Annotated in this window: 18 protein-coding genes and 1 tRNA gene; 1 reads left to right on the top strand and 18 read right to left on the bottom strand. The window is 58.8% G+C overall.

The features are described 5' to 3' along the window. The 4 genes from ACXHXG_RS32000 to rpsL all read right to left on the bottom strand — a co-directional run. On the bottom strand, positions 1 to 125 hold a 125-nt coding region (locus ACXHXG_RS32000; protein WP_262928001.1), incomplete at its 3' end, for a GTP-binding protein. 67 nt (positions 126 to 192) lie between these two features. Beyond that, positions 193 to 2,292: an elongation factor G gene (fusA, locus tag ACXHXG_RS31995; RefSeq protein WP_104822783.1), complete on the bottom strand. Its 2,100-nt coding sequence runs from the start codon at positions 2,290 to 2,292 to the stop codon at positions 193 to 195. 30 nt (positions 2,293 to 2,322) lie between these two features. Beyond that, positions 2,323 to 2,793, bottom strand: coding sequence for a 30S ribosomal protein S7 (gene rpsG, locus ACXHXG_RS31990; RefSeq protein ID WP_028755233.1), 471 nt, complete (start codon positions 2,791 to 2,793; stop codon positions 2,323 to 2,325). A 77-nt stretch (positions 2,794 to 2,870) separates the two neighbouring features. Further along, positions 2,871 to 3,242 carry a 30S ribosomal protein S12 gene (rpsL, locus tag ACXHXG_RS31985; protein ID WP_003507760.1) on the bottom strand — a complete coding sequence of 124 codons (372 nt, stop codon included), beginning with the start codon at positions 3,240 to 3,242 and terminating at the stop codon, positions 2,871 to 2,873. A 507-nt stretch (positions 3,243 to 3,749) separates the two neighbouring features. On the opposite strand from rpsL, the gene ACXHXG_RS31980 reads away from it, so the two are divergent. Continuing rightward, complete coding sequence (locus ACXHXG_RS31980) at positions 3,750 to 4,043, top strand: transcriptional regulator (protein ID WP_104822782.1); 294 nt, start codon at positions 3,750 to 3,752, stop codon at positions 4,041 to 4,043. 106 nt (positions 4,044 to 4,149) lie between these two features. On the opposite strand, the gene rpoC is transcribed toward ACXHXG_RS31980, so the two are convergent. The 14 genes from rpoC to ACXHXG_RS31910 all read right to left on the bottom strand — a co-directional run. Next, the gene (gene rpoC / locus ACXHXG_RS31975; protein ID WP_104822781.1) at positions 4,150 to 8,361 is read right to left on the bottom strand and encodes a DNA-directed RNA polymerase subunit beta'; all 4,212 of its coding nucleotides are present in this window, start codon (positions 8,359 to 8,361) and stop codon (positions 4,150 to 4,152) included. A 190-nt stretch (positions 8,362 to 8,551) separates the two neighbouring features. Continuing rightward, a complete protein-coding gene (rpoB, locus tag ACXHXG_RS31970; RefSeq protein ID WP_104822780.1) occupies positions 8,552 to 12,694 on the bottom strand; it encodes a DNA-directed RNA polymerase subunit beta in 4,143 nt (1,380 codons plus the stop codon). Between the two features lie 263 nt (positions 12,695 to 12,957). Then, entirely contained in the window at positions 12,958 to 13,341 is a 384-nt protein-coding gene (rplL, locus tag ACXHXG_RS31965) for a 50S ribosomal protein L7/L12 (RefSeq protein ID WP_104822779.1), read from the bottom strand. 58 nt (positions 13,342 to 13,399) lie between these two features. Continuing rightward, on the bottom strand, positions 13,400 to 13,918 hold the full coding sequence (rplJ, locus tag ACXHXG_RS31960; protein ID WP_104822778.1) for a 50S ribosomal protein L10: 519 nt from the start codon (positions 13,916 to 13,918) through the stop codon (positions 13,400 to 13,402). Between the two features lie 333 nt (positions 13,919 to 14,251). Further along, the gene (gene rplA / locus ACXHXG_RS31955) at positions 14,252 to 14,950 is read right to left on the bottom strand and encodes a 50S ribosomal protein L1 (RefSeq protein WP_104822777.1); all 699 of its coding nucleotides are present in this window, start codon (positions 14,948 to 14,950) and stop codon (positions 14,252 to 14,254) included. Between the two features lie 4 nt (positions 14,951 to 14,954). Beyond that, a complete protein-coding gene (gene rplK, locus ACXHXG_RS31950; protein ID WP_104822776.1) occupies positions 14,955 to 15,386 on the bottom strand; it encodes a 50S ribosomal protein L11 in 432 nt (143 codons plus the stop codon). Between the two features lie 178 nt (positions 15,387 to 15,564). Beyond that, positions 15,565 to 16,095, bottom strand: coding sequence for a transcription termination/antitermination protein NusG (nusG, locus tag ACXHXG_RS31945; RefSeq protein ID WP_028755226.1), 531 nt, complete (start codon positions 16,093 to 16,095; stop codon positions 15,565 to 15,567). Positions 16,096 to 16,113: 18 nt separating this feature from the next. Next, complete coding sequence (secE, locus tag ACXHXG_RS31940; protein WP_028755225.1) at positions 16,114 to 16,314, bottom strand: preprotein translocase subunit SecE; 201 nt, start codon at positions 16,312 to 16,314, stop codon at positions 16,114 to 16,116. 197 nt (positions 16,315 to 16,511) lie between these two features. Next, positions 16,512 to 16,587, bottom strand: a tRNA-Trp gene (locus ACXHXG_RS31935). Between the two features lie 214 nt (positions 16,588 to 16,801). Beyond that, positions 16,802 to 17,659: a 3-deoxy-manno-octulosonate cytidylyltransferase gene (locus ACXHXG_RS31930; protein WP_457901875.1), complete on the bottom strand. Its 858-nt coding sequence runs from the start codon at positions 17,657 to 17,659 to the stop codon at positions 16,802 to 16,804. Positions 17,660 to 17,703: 44 nt separating this feature from the next. Further along, positions 17,704 to 18,390 carry a glycosyltransferase family protein gene (locus tag ACXHXG_RS31925; protein ID WP_104822775.1) on the bottom strand — a complete coding sequence of 229 codons (687 nt, stop codon included), beginning with the start codon at positions 18,388 to 18,390 and terminating at the stop codon, positions 17,704 to 17,706. Positions 18,391 to 18,725: 335 nt separating this feature from the next. After that, positions 18,726 to 19,619, bottom strand: coding sequence for an NAD-dependent epimerase/dehydratase family protein (locus ACXHXG_RS31920; RefSeq protein WP_457901874.1), 894 nt, complete (start codon positions 19,617 to 19,619; stop codon positions 18,726 to 18,728). A 266-nt stretch (positions 19,620 to 19,885) separates the two neighbouring features. Continuing rightward, entirely contained in the window at positions 19,886 to 20,395 is a 510-nt protein-coding gene (locus tag ACXHXG_RS31915) for a DEAD/DEAH box helicase family protein (RefSeq protein WP_283050070.1), read from the bottom strand. A gap of 78 nt (positions 20,396 to 20,473) precedes the next feature. Continuing rightward, a partial coding sequence (locus ACXHXG_RS31910) for an EF-Tu C-terminal domain-related protein (protein ID WP_456320594.1) occupies positions 20,474 to 20,599 on the bottom strand: 126 nt, incomplete at its 5' end.

Genomic DNA, 20,599 nt, shown 5'->3' with positions numbered 1-20,599 from the left:
TACGCCTTGAACTCACCGAAGAACTTCGTGATCGCTGCCGTCAGAGACGTCTTGCCGTGGTCAACGTGGCCGATCGTGCCGATGTTAACGTGCGGCTTATTGCGCTCAAACTTACTCTTTGCCATTTTCGGCTCTCCGTTTTTCCTGTCCCCGAGGGGATCAATTCTTGTTATCGGTCAATTGGTATTCCGGTCACTTCTGACCGGAATACTTTGCCTGGATTTCCTGTGCGACGTTCGACGGGACCGGCGAATAATGATCGAAGGTCATGGTGTACTGCGCACGGCCCTGAGACATGGAGCGCAGGTTGTCGACGTACTTGAACATGTTTGCCAGCGGGACGTTCGCGTTGATAACAACGGCGATACCGCGGCTTTCCTGGCCCTGGATCTGGCCACGACGCGAGTTCAGGTCGCCGATGACGTCGCCGACGTAATCTTCCGGCGTCACGACTTCGACCTTCATCATCGGCTCGAGGAGCTGGGCGCCAGCTTCGCGAGCTGCTTCACGGAAGCAGGCACGTGCAGCGATTTCGAAGGCCAGAACCGACGAGTCGACGTCGTGGAAGGCACCGTCGATGAGCGTCGCCTTGACGCCGAGCATCGGGAAGCCAGCCAGCGGACCCGAAGACAGGACGCTTTCGATGCCCTTCTGGACGCCCGGGATGTATTCCTTCGGAACAGCACCACCGACGATCTTGGACTCGAACTTGAAATCGTCGCCTTCCGGGTTCGGTTCGAACACGATCTTCACGCGAGCGAACTGACCGGTACCACCCGACTGCTTCTTGTGGGTGTAGTCTTTTTCGGTCTGACGCGTGATGGTTTCGCGGTAAGCAACCTGCGGCGCGCCGACGGTGGCTTCAACCTTGAATTCACGACGCATGCGGTCGACGATGATGTCGAGGTGAAGTTCACCCATGCCGGCAATGATCGTCTGGCCCGATTCCTGGTCGGTCTTCACGCGGAAGGACGGATCTTCGGCAGCCAGGCGGTTGAGCGCGAGGCCCATCTTTTCCTGGTCGCCCTTGGTCTTCGGCTCGATCGCGATCTGGATAACCGGCTCCGGGAATTCCATGCGCTCGAGGATAACCGGCTTCAGCGGATCGCAGAGCGTATCGCCAGTGGTGGTTTCCTTGAGGCCGGCCAGAGCAACGATGTCGCCAGCAAAGGCTTCTTCGATGTCTTCACGCGAGTTGGAGTGCATCTGCAGCATGCGGCCAACGCGCTCGCGCTTGTCCTTGACCGTGTTCATGACCGACGCGCCCTTTTCGAGCTTGCCGGAGTAGATGCGGGCGAAGGTCAGCGAACCGACGAAGGGGTCGTTCATGATCTTGAACGCCAGCATGGACAGCGGCTCAGCGTCGTCAGCATGACGGTGGATTTCAGCTTCCGTCTTGACGTCAATGCCCTTGATCGCCGGAATGTCGATCGGAGACGGCAGGTAATCGACGACGGCGTCGAGCAGCGGCTGAACGCCCTTGTTCTTGAAGGCGGTGCCGCAGAACATCGGATGGAACTTGACGTCGATCGTGCCGCGACGGACGAGCGCACGGATCTGGTCGTTGTCCGGCAGATTACCTTCGAGGTAGGCTTCGGTCGCAGCTTCGTCGATCTCGACAACCGTCTCGATCAGCTTTTCGCGATATTCCTCAGCCTTGGCCTTCATGTCTTCTGGGATTTCGACGACGTCCCACTGTGCGCCGAGCGACTCGTCGCGCCAGATGAGGGCATTCATCTCGATCAGGTCGATAACGCCCTTGAAGTCGCTTTCAGCGCCGATCGGGAGCTGCATGACGACAGCGGTCGCGCCGAGGCGGGACTTGATCATCTCGACCGAGCGATAGAAGTCAGCGCCGGTCTTGTCCATCTTGTTGCAGAAGATCATGCGCGGAACATGATACTTCTCAGCCTGACGCCAGACGGTTTCCGTCTGCGGCTCAACACCTGCGTTAGCGTCGAGCAGCGCGATGGCGCCGTCGAGAACGCGCAGCGAACGCTCGACTTCGATGGTGAAGTCGACGTGGCCGGGGGTGTCGATGATGTTGAAGCGGCGCATCTTGCCGTCACGGCCCTTCCAGAAGGTCGTGGTGGCAGCAGAGGTGATCGTGATGCCACGCTCCTGCTCCTGCTCCATCCAGTCCATGGTGGCTGCGCCGTCGTGGACTTCGCCGATCTTGTGCGACTTGCCGGTGTAGTAAAGAATACGCTCGGTGGTCGTGGTCTTGCCGGCGTCGATGTGCGCCATGATACCGAAATTGCGGTAGTCTTCGATTTTATATTCGCGAGCCATAGTGGACTGCCTTTCGGAAACCGTTCGGGATTACCAGCGATAATGCGAGAACGCACGGTTGGCATCAGCCATCTTGTGCGTGTCTTCGCGCTTCTTGACGGCAGAGCCGCGGTTATTGGAGGCATCAAGAAGTTCGCCGCAGAGACGGTCGACCATGGTGGTTTCGTTGCGCTTACGGGCAGCAGCGATCAGCCAGCGAATGGCAAGAGCCTGACGACGCTCGGGACGAACATCGACCGGAACCTGATACGTAGCACCACCAACGCGGCGCGAACGGACTTCAACGTGCGGAGCGATGTTATCCAAAGCCTGATGGAACACGCCGAGCGGCTCCTGCTTTGCCTTGCCCTGCACGGCGTCGAATGCGCCGTATACGATGTTTTCAGCTACGGACTTCTTGCCGTCCAGCATGATGGCATTCATGAACTTCGTGACGACCAGATCGCCGAACTTCGGGTCCGGATTGATCTCGCGCTTTTCTGCTCTGTGACGTCGGGACATACTTCTCGTCTCTCAACTGTTAGCGGCGCTTTACAACGCGGAGAACCTCGCGCAGCGCCGGATTATCTGAAACCGAATTACTTCGGACGCTTTGCACCGTACTTGGAACGGCGCTGCTTGCGGTTCTTGACACCCTGGGTATCGAGAACGCCGCGGATGATGTGGTAGCGAACACCCGGAAGGTCCTTCACGCGGCCGCCACGGATCATGACGACAGAGTGTTCCTGAAGGTTGTGACCTTCACCCGGGATGTAACCAATGACTTCGAAGCCGTTGGTCAGGCGGATCTTTGCGACCTTACGCAGAGCCGAGTTCGGCTTCTTCGGCGTCGTCGTGTAGACGCGGGTGCAAACACCACGCTTCTGCGGGTTCTCCTGGAGAGCGGGAACCTTATTACGCTTTACCTGCGCCTGGCGAGGCTTGCGGATTAGCTGGTTTACGGTAGGCATTCAACCATCCCTTGTAAATCTGTCTCGACACCCTTGCGGGCTTAACTCTCGCCGTCTCCGGCAACGACACACGTTCGCCTCAATGCGCAAAACGTGGCCCGATCCGCTTTCGCAGATGGACCACAAAAAAGCAGAGGACGCATTGAATTGCGTCTTGCGTGCAGCATTCGTGTCTTCAACGTGCGTTTAGAACCTTGTTTGAGGTGAACTCCAGAGCGCGTCGCTCCGAACAGCCATGCCTCACATGGGTCCTGATGGCGGCGGTACTACTGGTTTCCCGCAGGTTCGTCAAGGCCGGTTAAGAATTATCTTTGTCACAAACCCTGAAAAGACGGGCCAAACCAGCCATTTGACGCCTCAGATGACGAAATGGCATCGCTTCCGCAAGATGGACTTGGGTATTTCGTTAAAATCCCTATAAGGAATCACAGAAAGACAATTTCACCGGACGGCAAAGAGCAACTCAGAGAATCGCTCGGCCGAATCGATACCACCGAAGGAAGACTTATGATCACTGCGCCAGACAACGACAACAATTTCGACGGCCCCATGGTCTTCATCATCATCGGCAAGGGATATGAAACCGACGGCGGCGAAGGTGTCGATCTGCATGTCATGCTAAAGGCGCCGGATGACGACACCGCCGTGCGCGAAGCGCTGAACGCCCTTGCGGAGGAAGGCTTCATCGAGGCTGATCTCGATCAGATCGGCATGCTGACCGACGTGCCGGATGAGGAGCCTCATGCCTCGGCCTATCAGGGAGCACTGGAAGGCGAAGTGGCGATCATCCGCTTCCGCTAGACGGGACCCTGCTGTCCCGCCCTCGCCAGCTCTTCACAACATAGATGCAAAAAGAAACCGCCCGGATCGCTCCGGGCGGTTTTGATTTTGTTCGAACTCCAGCCGCTTATTCAGCGGCCGGGGCGTTCTCGTTGGCCATGTCCTGCAGCATCGGCGTGGCGACGGCGGCACCCGTGCCCTTGCGGCGCTCTTCCAGGATCAGCTCGTCGCGAGCCGTCGCGATGCGGCGGATCTGCGTCATGGTGCCACCGGTACCGGCCGGGATGAGACGGCCGACGATGACGTTTTCCTTCAGGCCCTGCAGACCATCGGTCTTGCCGGCGATCGCAGCTTCCGTCAGCACCTTCGTCGTTTCCTGGAAGGATGCGGCGGAGATGAAGGACGGCGTCTGCAGCGACGCCTTGGTGATGCCGAGCAGAACCGGATCGCCGTAAGCGGGCTTCTTGCCTTCTTCGATCAGGCGGTCGTTGGCGTCTTCCAGTTCGATACGGTCGACATTGTCGCCGACGATGTACTGGCTGTCGCCTGCATCGGTGATTTCCACCTTCTGCAGCATCTGACGGACAATCACTTCGATGTGCTTGTCGTTGATGACAACGCCCTGGAGGCGGTAGACTTCCTGGATTTCGTTGACGAGGTAGGAAGCCAGAGCCTCCACGCCCTTGATCGCCAGGATGTCGTGCGGAGCCGGGTTACCGTCGAGGATGTAGTCACCCTTTTCGATATAGTCGCCTTCCTGAAGGTGGAAGGGCTTGCCCTTCGGGATCAGGTATTCGACCGGCTCGACACCATCTTCTGCCGGCTCGATGATGACGCGACGCTTGTTCTTGTAGTCGCGGCCGAGGCGGATCGTACCATCGATCTCTGCGATGATGGCGTGGTCCTTCGGACGACGGGCTTCGAACAGTTCGGCAACGCGCGGCAGACCACCGGTGATGTCCTTGGTCTTGGCGCTTTCCAGCGGCGAACGAGCAAGAACGTCGCCCTGCGACACCTTCGTGCCCGGCTCGACGGACAGGATCGCGTCAACCGAGAGCAGGAAGCGGGCTTCACCCCCACGCGACAGCTTGGCGACATTGCCGCTGGCGTCCTTGACGACGATTGCCGGCTTCAGATCCGAACCGCGCGGTGTCGAACGCCAGTCGATAACCTGACGCTTGGTGATGCCGGTCGACTCGTCGGTCGCTTCGAGAACCGAGAGGCCGTCGACGACATCTTCGAAGTGAACCGTACCGGCCACTTCCGTCATCATCGGACGGGTATACGGATCCCATTCTGCGAGACGCTGACCGCGCTTCACCTTGTCGCCGTCGTCGACATAGAGCTTGGAGCCGTAGGCAACGCGCTGCGAAGAGCGTTCAACGCCGCGTTCATCCAAGATCTGAACCGTCATGTTGCGGCCCATGGCAACCAGGTTGCCTTCGGAGTTGCGCAGCATGTTGCGGTTCTTGATCTGCACCGTGCCTTCATACGAGGCTTCCAGGAACGACTGGTCGACCACGGTCGCCGTGCCGCCCAAGTGGAAGGTACGCATGGTGAGCTGCGTGCCCGGCTCACCGATCGACTGAGCGGCGATGACGCCGACAGCTTCACCGATGTTGACCGGCGTACCGCGAGCAAGGTCGCGGCCGTAGCAGACAGAGCAAACCCCCGTCTGGATTTCGCAGGTCAGCGCCGAACGGATGCGGATCGACTGGATACCAGCCTTTTCGATCTCGATGACATCCGGCTCGAGGATCATCTTGCCGGCGTCGACGATGCGCTCACCCGTGACCGGATGATCGATATCATCCAGCGCCGTACGGCCGAGAATGCGAGCACCGAGCGAGGCAACGACCTGACCGGCATCGACGATGGCAGTCATGGTGAGGCCGGTTTCGGTGCCGCAATCGACGTGCGTCACGATGCAATCCTGCGCGACGTCGACGAGACGGCGGGTCAGGTAGCCGGAGTTCGCGGTCTTCAAGGCGGTGTCTGCCAGACCCTTACGGGCGCCGTGCGTCGAGTTGAAGTACTCGTTCACGGTCAGGCCTTCCTTGAAGTTCGAGATGATCGGCGTCTCGATGATTTCGCCCGACGGCTTGGCCATAAGGCCGCGCATGCCGCCCAACTGACGCATCTGGTTCGGAGAACCGCGGGCGCCCGAATGGCTCATCATATAGATCGAGTTCATCGGCTTCTGGCGACCGGTCTTCTCGTCGAATTCGACGGCCTTAATGCGGGCCATCATTTCTTCGGCGACCTTTTCCGTGGCCTTGCCCCAGGCGTCGACAACCTTGTTGTACTTTTCGCCCTGGGTGATCAGACCGTCATTGTACTGCTGCTCGTATTCCTTCACGAGCGCTTCGGTATCGCCGACGATCTTCGCCTTGGTGTTCGGGATGACCATGTCGTCCTTGCCGAACGAAATGCCAGCGCGGCAGGCATGGGCGAAGCCGAGCTGCATGATGCGGTCGCAGAAAATGACCGTGTCCTTCTGGCCGCAGTGACGGTAGACCGTGTCGATCATCTTGGAGATGTTCTTCTTGGTCATTTCCTGGTTGCAGATATCGAAGGTCACCTTGCCGTGCTTCGGCAGCAGTTCGCCGATCAGCAGGCGGCCAGGGGTCGTTTCATAGATCTTCGAATAGGGCTTGCCCTCTTCGTCGATCGACTTGAAGCGGCCGCGGATCTTGGAGTGCAGCGTCACGACCTTGTTTTCCAGAGCGTGATGCAGCTCGCCGAGATCGGAGAAGGCCATGCCTTCGCCCGGCTCGTTCTGGTTCAGGATCGAGAGATAATAGAGACCGAGAACCATGTCCTGCGACGGAACGATGATCGGCGCGCCGTTTGCCGGATGAAGGATGTTGTTGGTCGACATCATCAGCACGCGGGCTTCGAGCTGGGCTTCGAGAGACAGCGGCACGTGAACGGCCATCTGGTCACCGTCGAAGTCGGCGTTGAAGGCCGTGCAGACGAGCGGGTGCAACTGGATGGCCTTGCCTTCAACCAGCATGGGTTCGAAGGCCTGGATGCCCAGGCGGTGCAGCGTCGGCGCGCGGTTCAGGAGAACCGGATGCTCGCGGATGACCTCGTCGAGGATATCCCAAACTTCCGGCTTTTCCTTTTCAACCAGCTTCTTGGCCTGCTTGACGGTCGAGGAATAACCCTTCGCGTCGAGACGGGCGTAGATGAACGGCTTGAACAGTTCGAGCGCCATCTTCTTCGGCAGGCCGCACTGATGCAGCTTCAGCTCCGGACCGGTCACGATGACCGAACGGCCGGAATAGTCGACGCGCTTGCCGAGGAGGTTCTGACGGAAGCGGCCCTGCTTGCCCTTCAGCATGTCGGACAGCGACTTCAGCGGACGCTTGTTGGCGCCGGTGATGACGCGGCCGCGACGGCCGTTGTCGAACAGCGCATCGACAGATTCCTGCAGCATGCGCTTTTCGTTGCGGATGATGATGCCCGGAGCGCGCAGTTCGATCAGGCGCTTCAGACGATTGTTACGGTTGATGACGCGGCGGTACAGATCGTTCAGATCCGACGTTGCGAAACGGCCGCCGTCGAGCGGCACCAGCGGGCGCAGGTCCGGCGGGATGACCGGGACGACCTTCATGATCATCCATTCCGGACGGTTGCCGGATTCCATGAAGTTCTCGACGATCTTCAGGCGCTTCATCAGCTTCTTCTGCTTGAGATCCGACGTGGTGTCGGCAAGCTCGGAGCGCAGGTCGCCGGCGATCTTTTCGAGATTCATGCTGGCCAGCATCTCGTAGATCGCTTCAGCGCCGATCATGGCGGTGAACTGGTCTTCGCCATATTCGTCGACGGCGAGCATGTACTCTTCTTCCGTCAGGAGCTGATGCTCCTTGAGCGCGGTCAGGCCCGGCTCGGTGACGATGTAGTTTTCGAAATAGAGAACGCGCTCGACATCCTTCAGCGTCATGTCGAGCAGCGTGGAAATGCGGCTCGGCAGCGACTTCAGGAACCAGATGTGGGCAACGGGAGCGGCGAGCTCGATATGGCCCATGCGCTCACGGCGAACGCGCGACAGCGTTACTTCGACGCCGCACTTTTCGCAGATGATGCCCTTGTACTTCATGCGCTTGTACTTGCCGCACAGGCACTCGTAATCCTTGATCGGCCCGAAGATTCGCGCGCAGAAGAGACCATCGCGTTCCGGCTTGAACGTACGATAGTTGATCGTCTCCGGCTTCTTGATCTCACCATAAGACCAGGAAAGAATCTTCTCCGGCGATGCGATCGAAATCCGGATGGAATCGAAATTCTGTGCAGGCACCTGCGGATTGAAAAGATTCATGACCTCTTGGTTCATGCCTGTCTCCTTTAGGGGCGAAACGCCCTCGAATTGCAATCAGTGCCGGCAAATTCCCGGGAACCGGACTGACGCCTTAAAACGACAATAACCGCAGAATGCGGCGAAATCGTCCCTGCCTAGAGCCACACGAATTCGGGCGCCGGCGGGAACGGTGCGCGCTGACGGACAGCGCGCACCCTATCGGCTATTACTCGGCTGCGTCCGGAAGCTGGCCCGCTGCCTGCAGATCGTCGACCTTGGAGTTTTCCAATTCGACGCTGAGGCCCAGCGACCGCATTTCCTTGACGAGAACGTTGAAGCTCTCCGGAATGCCCGCTTCGAAGGTGTCGTCTCCACGGACGATGGCTTCGTAGACCTTGGTGCGGCCGGCCACGTCGTCCGACTTGACCGTGAGCATTTCCTGCAGCGTGTAAGCTGCACCGTAAGCTTCGAGCGCCCAGACTTCCATTTCGCCGAAGCGCTGACCGCCGAACTGCGCCTTACCGCCCAGCGGCTGCTGGGTCACGAGCGAGTACGGGCCAATCGAGCGGGCGTGGATCTTGTCGTCGACCAGGTGGTTCAGCTTCAGCATGTAGATGTAGCCAACCGTGACCTGGCGGTCGAACTGTTCGCCGGTACGACCATCATAGAGCGTCGACTGACCGGTCTGCTTCAGACCTGCCATTGCGAGCATCTCGTTGACATCGACTTCGCCGGCGCCGTCGAAGACCGGGGTCGCGATGGACACGCCACGCTTCCACTGATCGGCCAGACGCAGAACCGACGCGTCGTCATACTCGTGAACGTCGTCGCTCTTCGGACCGTCGCCGACGACCATGTCGATCGTCTGGCGCAGAGGCTCGATGTTGCCGCTTGCCTTATAGGCTTCGATCAGCTCGCCGATCTGACGACCCATGCCGGCGCAAGCCCAGCCAAGGTGCGTCTCAAGGATCTGACCGACGTTCATGCGCGACGGCACGCCGAGCGGATTGAGCACGATGTCGACGTGCGTGCCGTCTTCGAGGAACGGCATGTCTTCGACCGGCACGATGCGCGATACGACACCCTTGTTGCCATGACGGCCGGCCATCTTGTCACCCGGCTGGATCTTGCGCTTCACAGCGACGAAGACCTTGACCATCTTCATGACGCCCGGAGGCATTTCATCGCCGCGCTGGACCTTTTCGACCTTGTCCATGAAGCGCTGTTCGAGGCGCGACTTGGATTCGTCGTACTGGCCACGCAGAGCTTCGAGCTCGCCCTGAACCTTTTCGTCCTCGACAGCGAACATCCACCACTGCGAGCGCGGATATTCGGAGACGACGGCGTTGGACAGTTCCGTGCCCTTCTTGAAGCTCTTCGGACCGGCAAGCGCTACCTGGCCACGGAGCATTTCGATCAGGCGGCCGTAGACGTTACGGTCGAGGATCGCCTGCTCGTCGTCGCGGTCCTTCGCGAGACGTTCGATCTCTTCGCGCTCGATCGCCATGGCGCGTTCGTCCTTCTCAACGCCGTGGCGGTTGAAGACGCGAACTTCGACGACCGTACCGTAGGTGCCGGGCGGCATGCGCATGGAGGTGTCGCGAACGTCGGACGCCTTTTCACCGAAGATGGCGCGCAGAAGCTTTTCTTCCGGCGTCATCGGGCTTTCGCCCTTCGGCGTGATCTTGCCGACGAGGATATCGCCCGGCTGAACTTCAGCGCCGATGTAAACGATGCCGGCTTCGTCCAGGTTCTTCAGCGCTTCTTCCGAAACGTTCGGAATATCGCGGGTGATTTCTTCCGGACCGAGCTTGGTGTCGCGCGCCATCACCTCGAATTCTTCGATGTGAATGGAGGTGAACACGTCGTCGGCAACGATACGCTCGGAGAGCAGGATCGAGTCTTCGTAGTTGTAGCCGTTCCACGGCATGAACGCGACGAGCACGTTACGGCCGAGCGCCAGATCGCCGAGGTCGGTCGACGGACCGTCTGCCAGAATGTCGCCCTTGTTGACCACGTCACCAACGGTGACCAGCGGACGCTGGTTGACGCAGGTGTTCTGGTTCGAACGCTGGAACTTCATCAGGCGGTAGATATCGACGCCAGACTTCGACGGATCGAGGTCTTCGGTAGCGCGGATAACGATACGCGTTGCGTCGACCTGGTCGACCACGCCACCGCGGCGGGCACCGATAGCAGCGCCAGAGTCACGGGCGACAACCGGCTCCATGCCGGTGCCGACGAACGGGGCTTCGGCGCGCAGAAGCGGCACGGCCTGACGCTGCATGTTCGAGCCCATGAGAGCGCGGTTGGCGTCGTCGTTTTCCAAGAACGGGATCAGAGCGGCAGCGACCGAAACAAGCTGCTTCGGCGAGACGTCCATCAGGTTGATGTTGTCGCGCGGAGCGAGCATAACTTCGCCGGCATGACGGCAAACGACGAATTCCTCGATGAAGGAGCCGTCGGCGTCGAGTTCGGCGTTGGCCTGAGCAACGTAGTACTTCGCCTCTTCCATGGCGGAGAGGTAGAGCACGTCGTTGGTCACCTTACCGTCGATGATGCGGCGGTAGGGGCTTTCGATAAAGCCGTACTTGTTGACGCGGGCAAAGGTTGCCAGCGAGTTGATGAGACCGATGTTCGGACCTTCCGGCGTTTCGATCGGGCAAATACGACCGTAGTGGGTCGGATGCACGTCGCGGACTTCGAAGCCGGCGCGTTCGCGGGTCAGACCGCCCGGGCCAAGAGCCGAAAGACGGCGCTTGTGGGTGATTTCCGAGAGCGGGTTCACCTGGTCCATGAACTGCGAGAGCTGCGAGGAGCCGAAGAATTCGCGAACGGCAGCAGCGGCCGGCTTCGCGTTGATCAGATCCTGCGGCATGACCGTGTCGATTTCGATCGAGGACATGCGTTCCTTGATCGCGCGCTCCATGCGCAGCAGGCCGAGACGGTACTGGTTTTCCATCAGCTCGCCGACCGAGCGGACGCGGCGGTTGCCGAGGTTGTCGATGTCGTCGATTTCGCCCTTGCCGTCGCGCAGTTCGACCAGCATCTTGACCACGGCCAGGATGTCGTCCTTGCGCAGGATGCGAACGGTGTCTTCGACGTCGAGGTCGAGGCGCATGTTCATCTTCACGCGGCCGACGGCGGAGAGATCGTAGCGCTCCGCATCGAAGAACAGCGAGTTGAACATGGCTTCGGCCGATTCCATGGTCGGCGGTTCACCCGGACGCATGACGCGGTAGATGTCGAACAGAGCGTCCTGACGGTTCTCGTTCTTATCGGCGGACAGCGTGTTGCGGATGTAGGCGCCGACATTGATATGGTCGATGCCGAGAACCGGGATTTCGTCGAAACCAGCCTTGAGGATGATCGGCAGTGTCTTTTCGTCGATTTCGTCGCCGGCTTCGAGATAGATCTCACCGGTCTGGAAGTTGACGATGTCTTCCGCCAGGAAGAGGCCGTACAGCTCTTCGTCGGTGGCCTTCAAAGCCTTGAGGCCCTTTTCCTGCAACTGGCGCAGCAGGCGCGGGGTCAGCTTCTTGCCGCCTTCGACAACGACTTCGCCGGTATCGGCGTCGATCATGTCGGAAACGGTCTTGGCGCCCTTCAGCGTTTCCGCCTTGAACGGAATACGCCAGCCCTGGCCGTCGCGCTGGTAGAGCGACTTGGTGTAGAACGTCGACAGGATTTCTTCGCCGTCCATGCCGAGCGCCATCAGAAGCGACGTCACCGGAATCTTGCGGCGGCGGTCGATACGAGCGTACACGATGTCCTTGGCGTCGAATTCGATGTCGAGCCAGGAGCCGCGATACGGAATGACGCGAGCAGCGAAGAGCAGCTTGCCGGAGGAGTGGCTCTTGCCCTTGTCGTGGTCGAAGAAGACGCCCGGCGAACGGTGCATCTGGGACACGATAACCCGTTCGGTGCCGTTCACGATGAAGGTACCGTTGTTCGTCATGAGCGGCATGTCGCCCATGTAAACGCTCTGTTCCTTGATGTCCTTGATGGACTTCGCGCCGGTGTCCTCATCGATATCGAACACGATCAGACGGAGAGTGACCTTCAGCGGCGCGGCATAGGTCAGGTCGCGCTGGCGGCACTCGTCGACGTCGAACTTCGGCGGTTCGAACTCATAGGACACGAACTCCAGCATGGAAGCGCCGGAGAAATCGGTGATCGGGAAAACCGACTTGAAAACGGCCTGGAGACCCTCGTCAGGGCGGCCGCCCTTGGGCTCTTCGACCATGAGGAACTGATCGTAGGACGCCTTCTGAACCTCGATGAGGTTCGGCATCTCTGCGACTTCGGGAATCTTACCAAAAAACTTGCGTACGCGCCTGCGACCGTTGAACGAAAGGGTCTGAGCCATCGTCGCTCCTTTAAAATCCTGCACCCGGGCCTGCAACGGATGGGAACCGCTGGCCAGGCGATCCCATCAATCAATGAGTAGTTCAATCTCGTCTAACTGACTGAAAACCGCTCGGCACGGATTGCGTCGCGGTTCAGTCTCAGACCATCCTCTTGAAGAACCCATTACCCAAAAGCCGTTTTAGCCGCGGCTTTTGGGTAATTTGTTCAGAAAAACGGCAAATGGGAGGCGGCAAAATGCCACCTCCCAAAGCAGTTTCAAGCTTACTTGACGTCGGCCTTTGCGCCAGCGTCTTCGAGCTTCTTCTTGATGTCAGCGGCTTCAGCCTTGGAAACGCCTTCCTTGACAGCCTTCGGAGCAGCCTCGACGAGGTCCTTGGCTTCCTTGAGGCCGAGACCGGTGATGGCGCGGACTTCCTTGATGACGTTGATCTTGTTCGCGCCGGCATCCGCGAGGATGACGTCGAACTCGGTCTTTTCTTCTTCAACAGCAGCAGCAGCGCCACCAGCACCACCGGCAACGGCAGCAACAGCTACCGGAGCAGCGGCGGAAACGCCCCACTTTTCTTCGAGAAGCTTGGACAGTTCTGCGGCTTCGAGAACGGTCAGCGAGGAGAGGTCTTCAACGATCTTTGCGAGATCAGCCATTTTTGTAGTTCCTTTTGTTCGGTTCGAACTGGTTGATTATGAACAGCGAAAAACCGCCTTACGCGGCTTCGTCCTTCTTGGCGTAGGCCGAGAACACGCGAGCAAGCTGGCTTGCCGGTGCTGCAACCACACCTGCGATGCGGGTAGCCGGCGTCTGGATCATGCCCAGCAGCTTCGCACGCAGCTCGTCCAGCGAAGGCAGGGTCGCGAGCGACTTAACACCTTCGGGGTTGAGCGTGGTTGTTCCCATGGCGCCGCCCAGAACAACGATCTTATCGTTGGTCTTGGCGAAATCCACGACGACCTTCGGAGCGGTAATCGGATCAGTGCTGTATGCGATCAGCGTCTGACCGGTGAAGAGATTGGAAATCCCTTCCGCATCCGTGCCCTGAAGAGCAATCTTGGCCAGGCGGTTCTTCGCGACTTTGACGGTGCCGCCAGCAGCGCGCATCTTGGAACGAAAATCGTTCATCTGTGCGACTGTGGCACCAGCATAGTGGGCCACGACAACCGAGCCCGAAGCCTTGAAGACTTCGTTCAGTTCCGTGACGAATTCGCGTTTTTCCGCTCTTTCCACTGCTTTTCTCCAGTTGACAGGACCGCGATAAACGGACCTGCCGGGTTGCCTTTTGCCTCCTGGGATCAGCTAAGAGATCCCAAGCGACGCTTGAGGATCCTGTCCCCTCGCGCTCGAGCCCTAAGGCTCCAAGGCACAAGGCATCCAAGGCTCGAACCGAGTTTATCGAAGCAGAACTTCTTCAAAATTCGGGTCTTACCCGTCTCATGCAGGCAAAGTGATTAAGGTCTCAACCACCTGCAATCTCGGACAGGAATTCCGGATTTCTCCGGATATCCCGGCCCCGAAGGGCCAAGAATTCTTAAATGCCGGGCAACAGACCCGACAGAACCATTAGGCGCTCGGCGCCGTAACCGTCGACGGCTCGATCTTGACGCCCGGGCCCATGGTCGAAGAGATGGCTACGCGCTTGACGTAGTTGCCCTTTGCACCGGCCGGCTTCGCCTTGATGACGGCGTCAGCGAAGGCGCGGATGTTTTCTTCCAGAGCCTTGGCATCGAAGGAGGCCTTGCCGATACCGGCATGGACGATACCAGCCTTCTCGACGCGGAACTCGACTGCGCCGCCCTTGGAGGCTTCGACAGCACCCTTGACGTCCATGGTGACGGTGCCGACCTTCGGGTTCGGCATCATGCCGCGCGGGCCGAGAACCTTACCGAGACGGCCGACGAGCGGCATCATGTCCGGGGTAGCGATGCAACGATCGAAGTCGATCTTGCCGCCCTGAACGATTTCAACCAGGTCTTCCGCGCCAACGACGTCAGCACCGGCAGCCTTGGCTTCGTCAGCCTTGGCGCCACGAGCGAAAACGGCAACGCGAACCGTACGGCCGGTGCCGTTCGGCAGGTTGACGACGCCGCGGACCATCTGGTCAGCGTGACGCGGGTCAACGCCGAGGTTCATGGCGATTTCGACGGTTTCGTCGAACTTGGCGACGGCCCGCTCCTTGACCATGCCGATAGCCTGGGTCAGAGCATAGAGCTTGGTGGGATCAACGCCTTCGCGGATCTTCTGAATACGCTTTGCAACCATGGTCTTAACCTACCACTTCCAGGCCCATGGCGCGGGCGGAGCCCTCGATCATGGCCATTGCGCCTTCGATATCGGCGGCGTTCAGATCCTTCATCTTGGCTTCGGCAATCGACTTGACCTGAGCCTTGGTGAGCGTGCCAGCCTTGGCACCCTTGCCCGGGGTCTTCGAGCCGGACTGGATCTTCGCTTCCTTCTTGAGGAAGTAGCTGACCGGCGGCTGCTTCATTGCGAAGGTGAAGGACTTGTCCTGGTAGTAGGTGATGACGACCGGGATCGGCATACCCTTTTCCATTTCCTGCGTGGCGGCATTGAACGCCTTGCAGAATTCCATGATGTTAATGCCACGCTGACCAAGCGCAGGACCGATCGGCGGCGACGGATTCGCCGAGCCGGCCTTAACCTGCAGCTTGAGCTGGCCTGCAACTTTCTTAGCCATTTCTCTCTGCCTTTCTACACGACCGGTTGCCCAGTCTACTATGCCAGATCGCTCCGGCGGCTGCGGTTGCGTGGTGCGGATCAAAAGGTCCGGCTAAGACCCCTGCCCTTCCACGCGGATTGCGGCATGGCCGCGAGATGCAAGCAAACACTTGCTTGCATCCAAACTCAAACGAAGATCAGACCTTCTCGACCTGACTGTATTCCAGCTCGACCGGCGTAGCGCGGCCGAAGATCGACACTTCCACCTTCAGGCGCGAACGCTCCTCGTCCACATCCTGAACCGTGCCGTTGAACGATGCGAACGGGCCGTCGGAAACGCGGACCTGCTCACCAATCTCGAAGGATACAGAAGCCTTCGGCCGCTCGACACCTTCCTGGACCTGACCGAGAATGCGCTCGGCTTCATAATCCGGAATCGGAACGGGCTTATTGTCGGAGCCGAGAAAGCCAGTGACCTTCGGCGTATTCTTGATCAGGTGATAGGCTTCATCCGTCAGATTGGCGCGCACCAGCACGTAACCCGGGAAGAACTTGCGCTCGCTGTCAACCTTACGGCCGCGGCGCACTTCAACCACCTTCTCGGTCGGCACAAGGATCTTCTCGAACAGATGATCGAGACCCTTCTGCTTGGCCTTCTCCTCGATGGATTCAGCCACCTTCTTTTCGAAATTAGAATAAGCGTGGACGATGTACCAACGTGCCGCCATGTTCATCTCCACCCGATATCAATTGCCGGTATTCAGCACGTAGCCGAGAATCCAGCCTATGAGCTGGTCAGCAGCAAAGAAAAACAACGAAGCGAAAATGACCATGACAAGCACCATCACCGTCGAGATCATCGTCTCGCGGCGGGACGGCCAAGTGATTTTCGACGTCTCGGAGCGGACCTGCTGCAGAAACGCAAGTGGATTCGTTTTGGATGCCATTGACTGCCCACGCAATTACGGCGCGTAAAGCTGAACATATCAGCCCCACGCACCGCGTGTCTGTTGAACCCTACATAAACATCGATTCCCAATTTAACAAGAGGGAATTCGGTGCCTTCGAAAATTTGCCTGCCATTCCGGCATAATCCCTAACCCAAGAAGCAGCGAAACCGACGCGCCAGTCAAATCAAGGAAAATGGCAGGGGCAGCAGGGCTCGAACCTACGACCTGCGGTTTTGGAGACCGCCGCTCTACCAACTGAGCTATACCCCTTTATGCTTCGATCATCCGCGCCGTGCGGTTGCCCGCCAGCGCCTTCCGAAAACATGGCGCTCCTTTAAGACGGGACGAAACGATTGGCAAGTGCGTTTTTTGTTTTTTCCCAAGAGAGTCCGCAGCTTCGAGCGCCCCGGGCAATTGACGAGACCGCCGACCACAGGGATTGCGGGCTTCGCAGCGCCTCCCGAATGCATCGCGCCGGCGCTTCTCAGCCTTCCTTCGGCTCCCCCGGCGTTCCCTTGGGCTTCCGTTTGAGGAATTTCGGTTTGAGACGACGCAGGAAATTGTCTGTCGAGCGAATCACATTGGTCAAGGAGATCAGCTTGTCCACTTCGGCGTCAGCATTGCCGAGCCGCTCGGAGAGTACCTCTGCCGCAGCCAGCGCGATTTCGGCCGGGGGAACCTCAGAGAAGCGCTCGGCGAGCCTGATGTAGGGATTTAGCGATACCCCGCCATGGATGGTGATCTTCCCCAAGCGGGCGAAGAGGCGCAGGAAAGTCTGCTCGAAGGTCCAGTCGTGAACCGACACCACCCTCCATTTTTCGCTGCGCTTGGCCGAGAAGCCGGCAAGCACGATGGCGCCGGGCAATTTCAAGTCGCTCAGCCAAAGCGCCATGGCAAAGCCGCTGGTCGGCGTCTTGGCCTCCGTGTAGAAATCGCCGCAGAAGCCGACGAGATCGAGATGGCCGGCCGGCGCGCCCTGGAAATCGGCGGCCGGATTCAGTTTTTCCTCGGGCCCGAGGCGGATGTTCATGATCCCGAGGAAATAGTCCTTCGGGAAGAACTTGACGACATCGCCCACCTCGCCCCGATAGACGATGTTGGCGCCGCGCGGCTGTCCGCGCGAAATCAGTAGCGAATGGCCGTGGAACGGACGATCCAGGACCTTGTAGACCTTATTGAAGAAGATGAAGAGCGCTGTGGACGGAAACTGCGCCTGAAGGCTGGCGATATCGACCGCATCGCTGTTTGCGACAAGAACGATATGGGAGAAGGCCGCCAGTATGGACCGCCATTCTTCGGCGGTCGTCAAACCTGCGGCGGCCCCTGCAGCCGGAAAGCCAATCTTGCCGGTTCCTGTTTCGGAAGTCACGCTCTGATCCAGCCCCGTCACTTCTGCTGGACGTGCAGCATGCGATCACGCATGGCGAACCATTCCTCGGCGTAGTCGTCGTTGCGATATTCGTCGAAATACGGGCCGCCATCGGTGAAATGCACGAGTTGCGCATCCGGCCGGTAGTCATATTCATTGACGAGGTAATTCCAGGTCACGGGGATCTCCCCGATCTGATCGTCGCTCTCCAGCCACTTAAACTGGTGAAGCTGCAGGCCCGTGGCGGTATTGACGTAATCCTTCGTCAATGCCCGGCATTTGGCATTGTTGAAGAGGATCATGCTCGACCAATTCTTCTTTTCATATTTGGTCTGGGTCTGGCCGAGGAATTTCGTCTCGATCTTCGGCTGGTAGTCGTGCTTGACGCACATTGCGGCATAACGGTCGTCGCGCAGCTTCCAGAGCTCGGCAATATCGGCGCGGGCGAGCATGTCGCAATCCATGAAGATGCTCCAGCCCTCGTAATCGCTGAGGTAGGGAACCAGAAAGCGGGAGAAGGAAAATTCGGTCGATTGCAACGGATTGCGCTCGCGCGTGAAAACGCCGTCGAGATTGCTGAGAACGATCGGCGAAAACACCACCGGGATCGAAGAGCGCTCGATTATGCTTTGTGCGAGAACGTGATAGGCGACGACTTCCTTGGAATCGAAGCCGACAAAAATACGTGCAACACCGTCGTTCATAGTCCCTCCGAAGCGGCTGACCCTCAAGAGATCAGCCGGTTGAATAGCTTTCTATCGCAACGCAAATCACGCTGCCGAGCATCCCGTCGGCTCGTAGGCCATATGATGCTCATTCCAAAATGAATCCCGACTGTATCGTGGAAAGCGACTGCAATTTCCGTGATACGCCTCGCGAAACGCAAGCCTACTTACTTCAACCCAGATATTTGTCGAGTGTTTGCGGAAGCATTTTTGGTTTTCTTCCGTAACAAATGGAGAGGCATCCCTGCTCTTGGCAGGGTTTCGGCCGGGCGTCGCGACGGCGCCCAGCTTTCACTTCATTTGGCAGTGCAGCCTCAAACCTTCACGTAACGGCGCCAGTTATGCTCTTCCTTGAAGCCCAGGACTTCGCGAAGCTTCCGGTTGGAGAGCAGGCCTTCATACTCGCCGATCTCGCGGGTGAAGGGCACGTTCGGGTAGTATTTGGCGGCAAGTTCCCGGGACGGCGTGTTGGCCGATACCGTGTCGTTGGCGGCGTTGAACACCTGGAAGCCGAGACCGCTTTTCTCGATGCAGAGATGGACGATCTGACCGAGATCGCGGGCATCGATATAGCTCCAGGCTATGCGCTTGCGGATGTTAGTGTCGGCGAAATATTCCGGGAAGCGCTCATATTCGTGAGGCTCGATGACGTTGCCGATGCGCAGCGCATAGACGTCGATGCCGAAACGCTCGGCGAAGGCGCGCGCCGTCTTCTCGTTCAGGACCTTGGAGAGGCCGTAGGAATCCATGGGATTGACATCGTAATCTTCCTCCAGCGGAAACTGATGAAAATCGCGATGGCCCTCGGCGAAGCAGACGCCATAGGTCGTTTCGCTGGAGGCGACGATGATCTTCTTGACGCCGAGCTTTGCCGCCGCTTCGATGACATTGTAGGTGCTCATCGTGTTGATGCGGAAGGTCTCGTTATCAGGCTTGATCAGGATGCGCGGAATGGCAGCGAAATGCACGACGGCGTCGTAAGGCTGCACGCCCTTCCCCTGATCGAGATCCGGGAAATCCCGATGCATGGTCAGCACGTTGTAGACTTGTCCCGCATCAGTGACATCGGCCACCAAATTGGTGACGCCGGGGCTGTCCAGCGGCACCAGATCGACATTGTGGACCTCATAGCCGGCATTGATCAGCCAGGGAACGGTATGACGCCCGGCCTTGCCGCTGCCACCCGTGAACAATATGCGCTTTTTCATGCAATCTCCTCCTGGTAAAATCGAGCGATAGATAGACCCTTTCCTCAGTTCCGCAAGGCGGTCGACAGGGACGGATTGCCTCAGTCGGCCGATAAGCCATGTCCTATGGCTGGCTTTCCAGCCACGATTTTGTGATCTGGCGCTCGCCTGTCATTACCGCGTGAACCGCTTGATTATAGAGATGCGCTCTCCCCACGGCGCTAATCGAACTGAGAAAGCGCAAAGACGTCACCGACCGGAGACTCGGACGATTGTGTGTTTGGCTGCTATTTGCGCAAACGCTCCAATACATGCGCTACGCATTGGCCGAGCGAAAGCTGGCTGGTATCGAAGATCTCGCAACCGTGCTGAACGGCCTCCCCGCGCAGATAGGCCGCCCAATCCATCATATTTTGATCCGCGAGCTCCGGCTGGCGTCTTCCGACCGTCAAGCGCCGCGCCCTCGTTGTGTCGTTGCAATCGACCAACAGCAGCCTGTAGCTATCGACATTTGCCGCCGCGGCCGCTTCAGCGATGAAGGAAATCCGCATCTGCCCTTCGAACAGGACCGGCTTTCCATTGTGCGCAACTTTTGCAAGACGCGCCATCCATTCGATGGTCTTGTCCCGCTGCCAGGCCTCCGGCGAACCGTGATCCCTGATCATCGCATCCATCGTCGGCACGCCGATGCTATCGAACCTATAGATCGCGAATTCGTCCGGATATCTCTCGGCGATGGCGTCGGCGATTGCCGTTTTTCCAGAGCCGGATGCGCCTGTCAGAATGATCAGATCCACTCAGTCTCCTCCGTGCCGAAATGCGAAAGGCCCCGCTGTTTCCAGCGGGGCCTTCGTAACCAACGAATAATCCGGGGATTACTCGACGATGGAGGCGACGATGCCGGCGCCGACGGTGCGGCCGCCTTCGCGGATAGCGAAGCGCAGCTTTTCTTCCATCGCGATCGGAACGATCAGCTCAACGGCAACCGTGACGTTGTCGCC

The sequence above is a fragment of the Rhizobium sp. LEGMi-198b genome (genome assembly GCF_054114205.1).
This window is presented reverse-complemented; position numbering and strand designations above follow the sequence as displayed.

Bases quoted from the DNA above. Each gene is read 5' to 3' on its own strand.
- ACXHXG_RS31920 (WP_457901874.1), bottom strand. From the start codon at position 19,619: ATGAAAAAGCGCATATTGTTCACGGGTGGCAGCGGCAAGGCCGGGCGT.
- rplK (WP_104822776.1), bottom strand. From the start codon at position 15,386: ATGGCTAAGAAAGTTGCAGGCCAGCTCAAGCTGCAGGTTAAGGCCGGC.
- rpsL (WP_003507760.1), bottom strand. From the start codon at position 3,242: ATGCCTACCGTAAACCAGCTAATCCGCAAGCCTCGCCAGGCGCAGGTA.
- rpsG (WP_028755233.1), bottom strand. From the start codon at position 2,793: ATGTCCCGACGTCACAGAGCAGAAAAGCGCGAGATCAATCCGGACCCG.
- nusG (WP_028755226.1), bottom strand. From the start codon at position 16,095: ATGGCGGCACGTTGGTACATCGTCCACGCTTATTCTAATTTCGAAAAG.
- rplA (WP_104822777.1), bottom strand. From the start codon at position 14,950: ATGGTTGCAAAGCGTATTCAGAAGATCCGCGAAGGCGTTGATCCCACC.
- rpoB (WP_104822780.1), bottom strand. From the start codon at position 12,694: ATGGCTCAGACCCTTTCGTTCAACGGTCGCAGGCGCGTACGCAAGTTT.
- ACXHXG_RS31925 (WP_104822775.1), bottom strand. From the start codon at position 18,390: ATGAACGACGGTGTTGCACGTATTTTTGTCGGCTTCGATTCCAAGGAA.
- fusA (WP_104822783.1), bottom strand. From the start codon at position 2,292: ATGGCTCGCGAATATAAAATCGAAGACTACCGCAATTTCGGTATCATG.
- rpoC (WP_104822781.1), bottom strand. From the start codon at position 8,361: ATGAACCAAGAGGTCATGAATCTTTTCAATCCGCAGGTGCCTGCACAG.
- ACXHXG_RS31980 (WP_104822782.1), top strand. From the start codon at position 3,750: ATGATCACTGCGCCAGACAACGACAACAATTTCGACGGCCCCATGGTC.
- secE (WP_028755225.1), bottom strand. From the start codon at position 16,314: ATGGCATCCAAAACGAATCCACTTGCGTTTCTGCAGCAGGTCCGCTCC.
- rplL (WP_104822779.1), bottom strand. From the start codon at position 13,341: ATGGCTGATCTCGCAAAGATCGTTGAAGACCTCTCCTCGCTGACCGTT.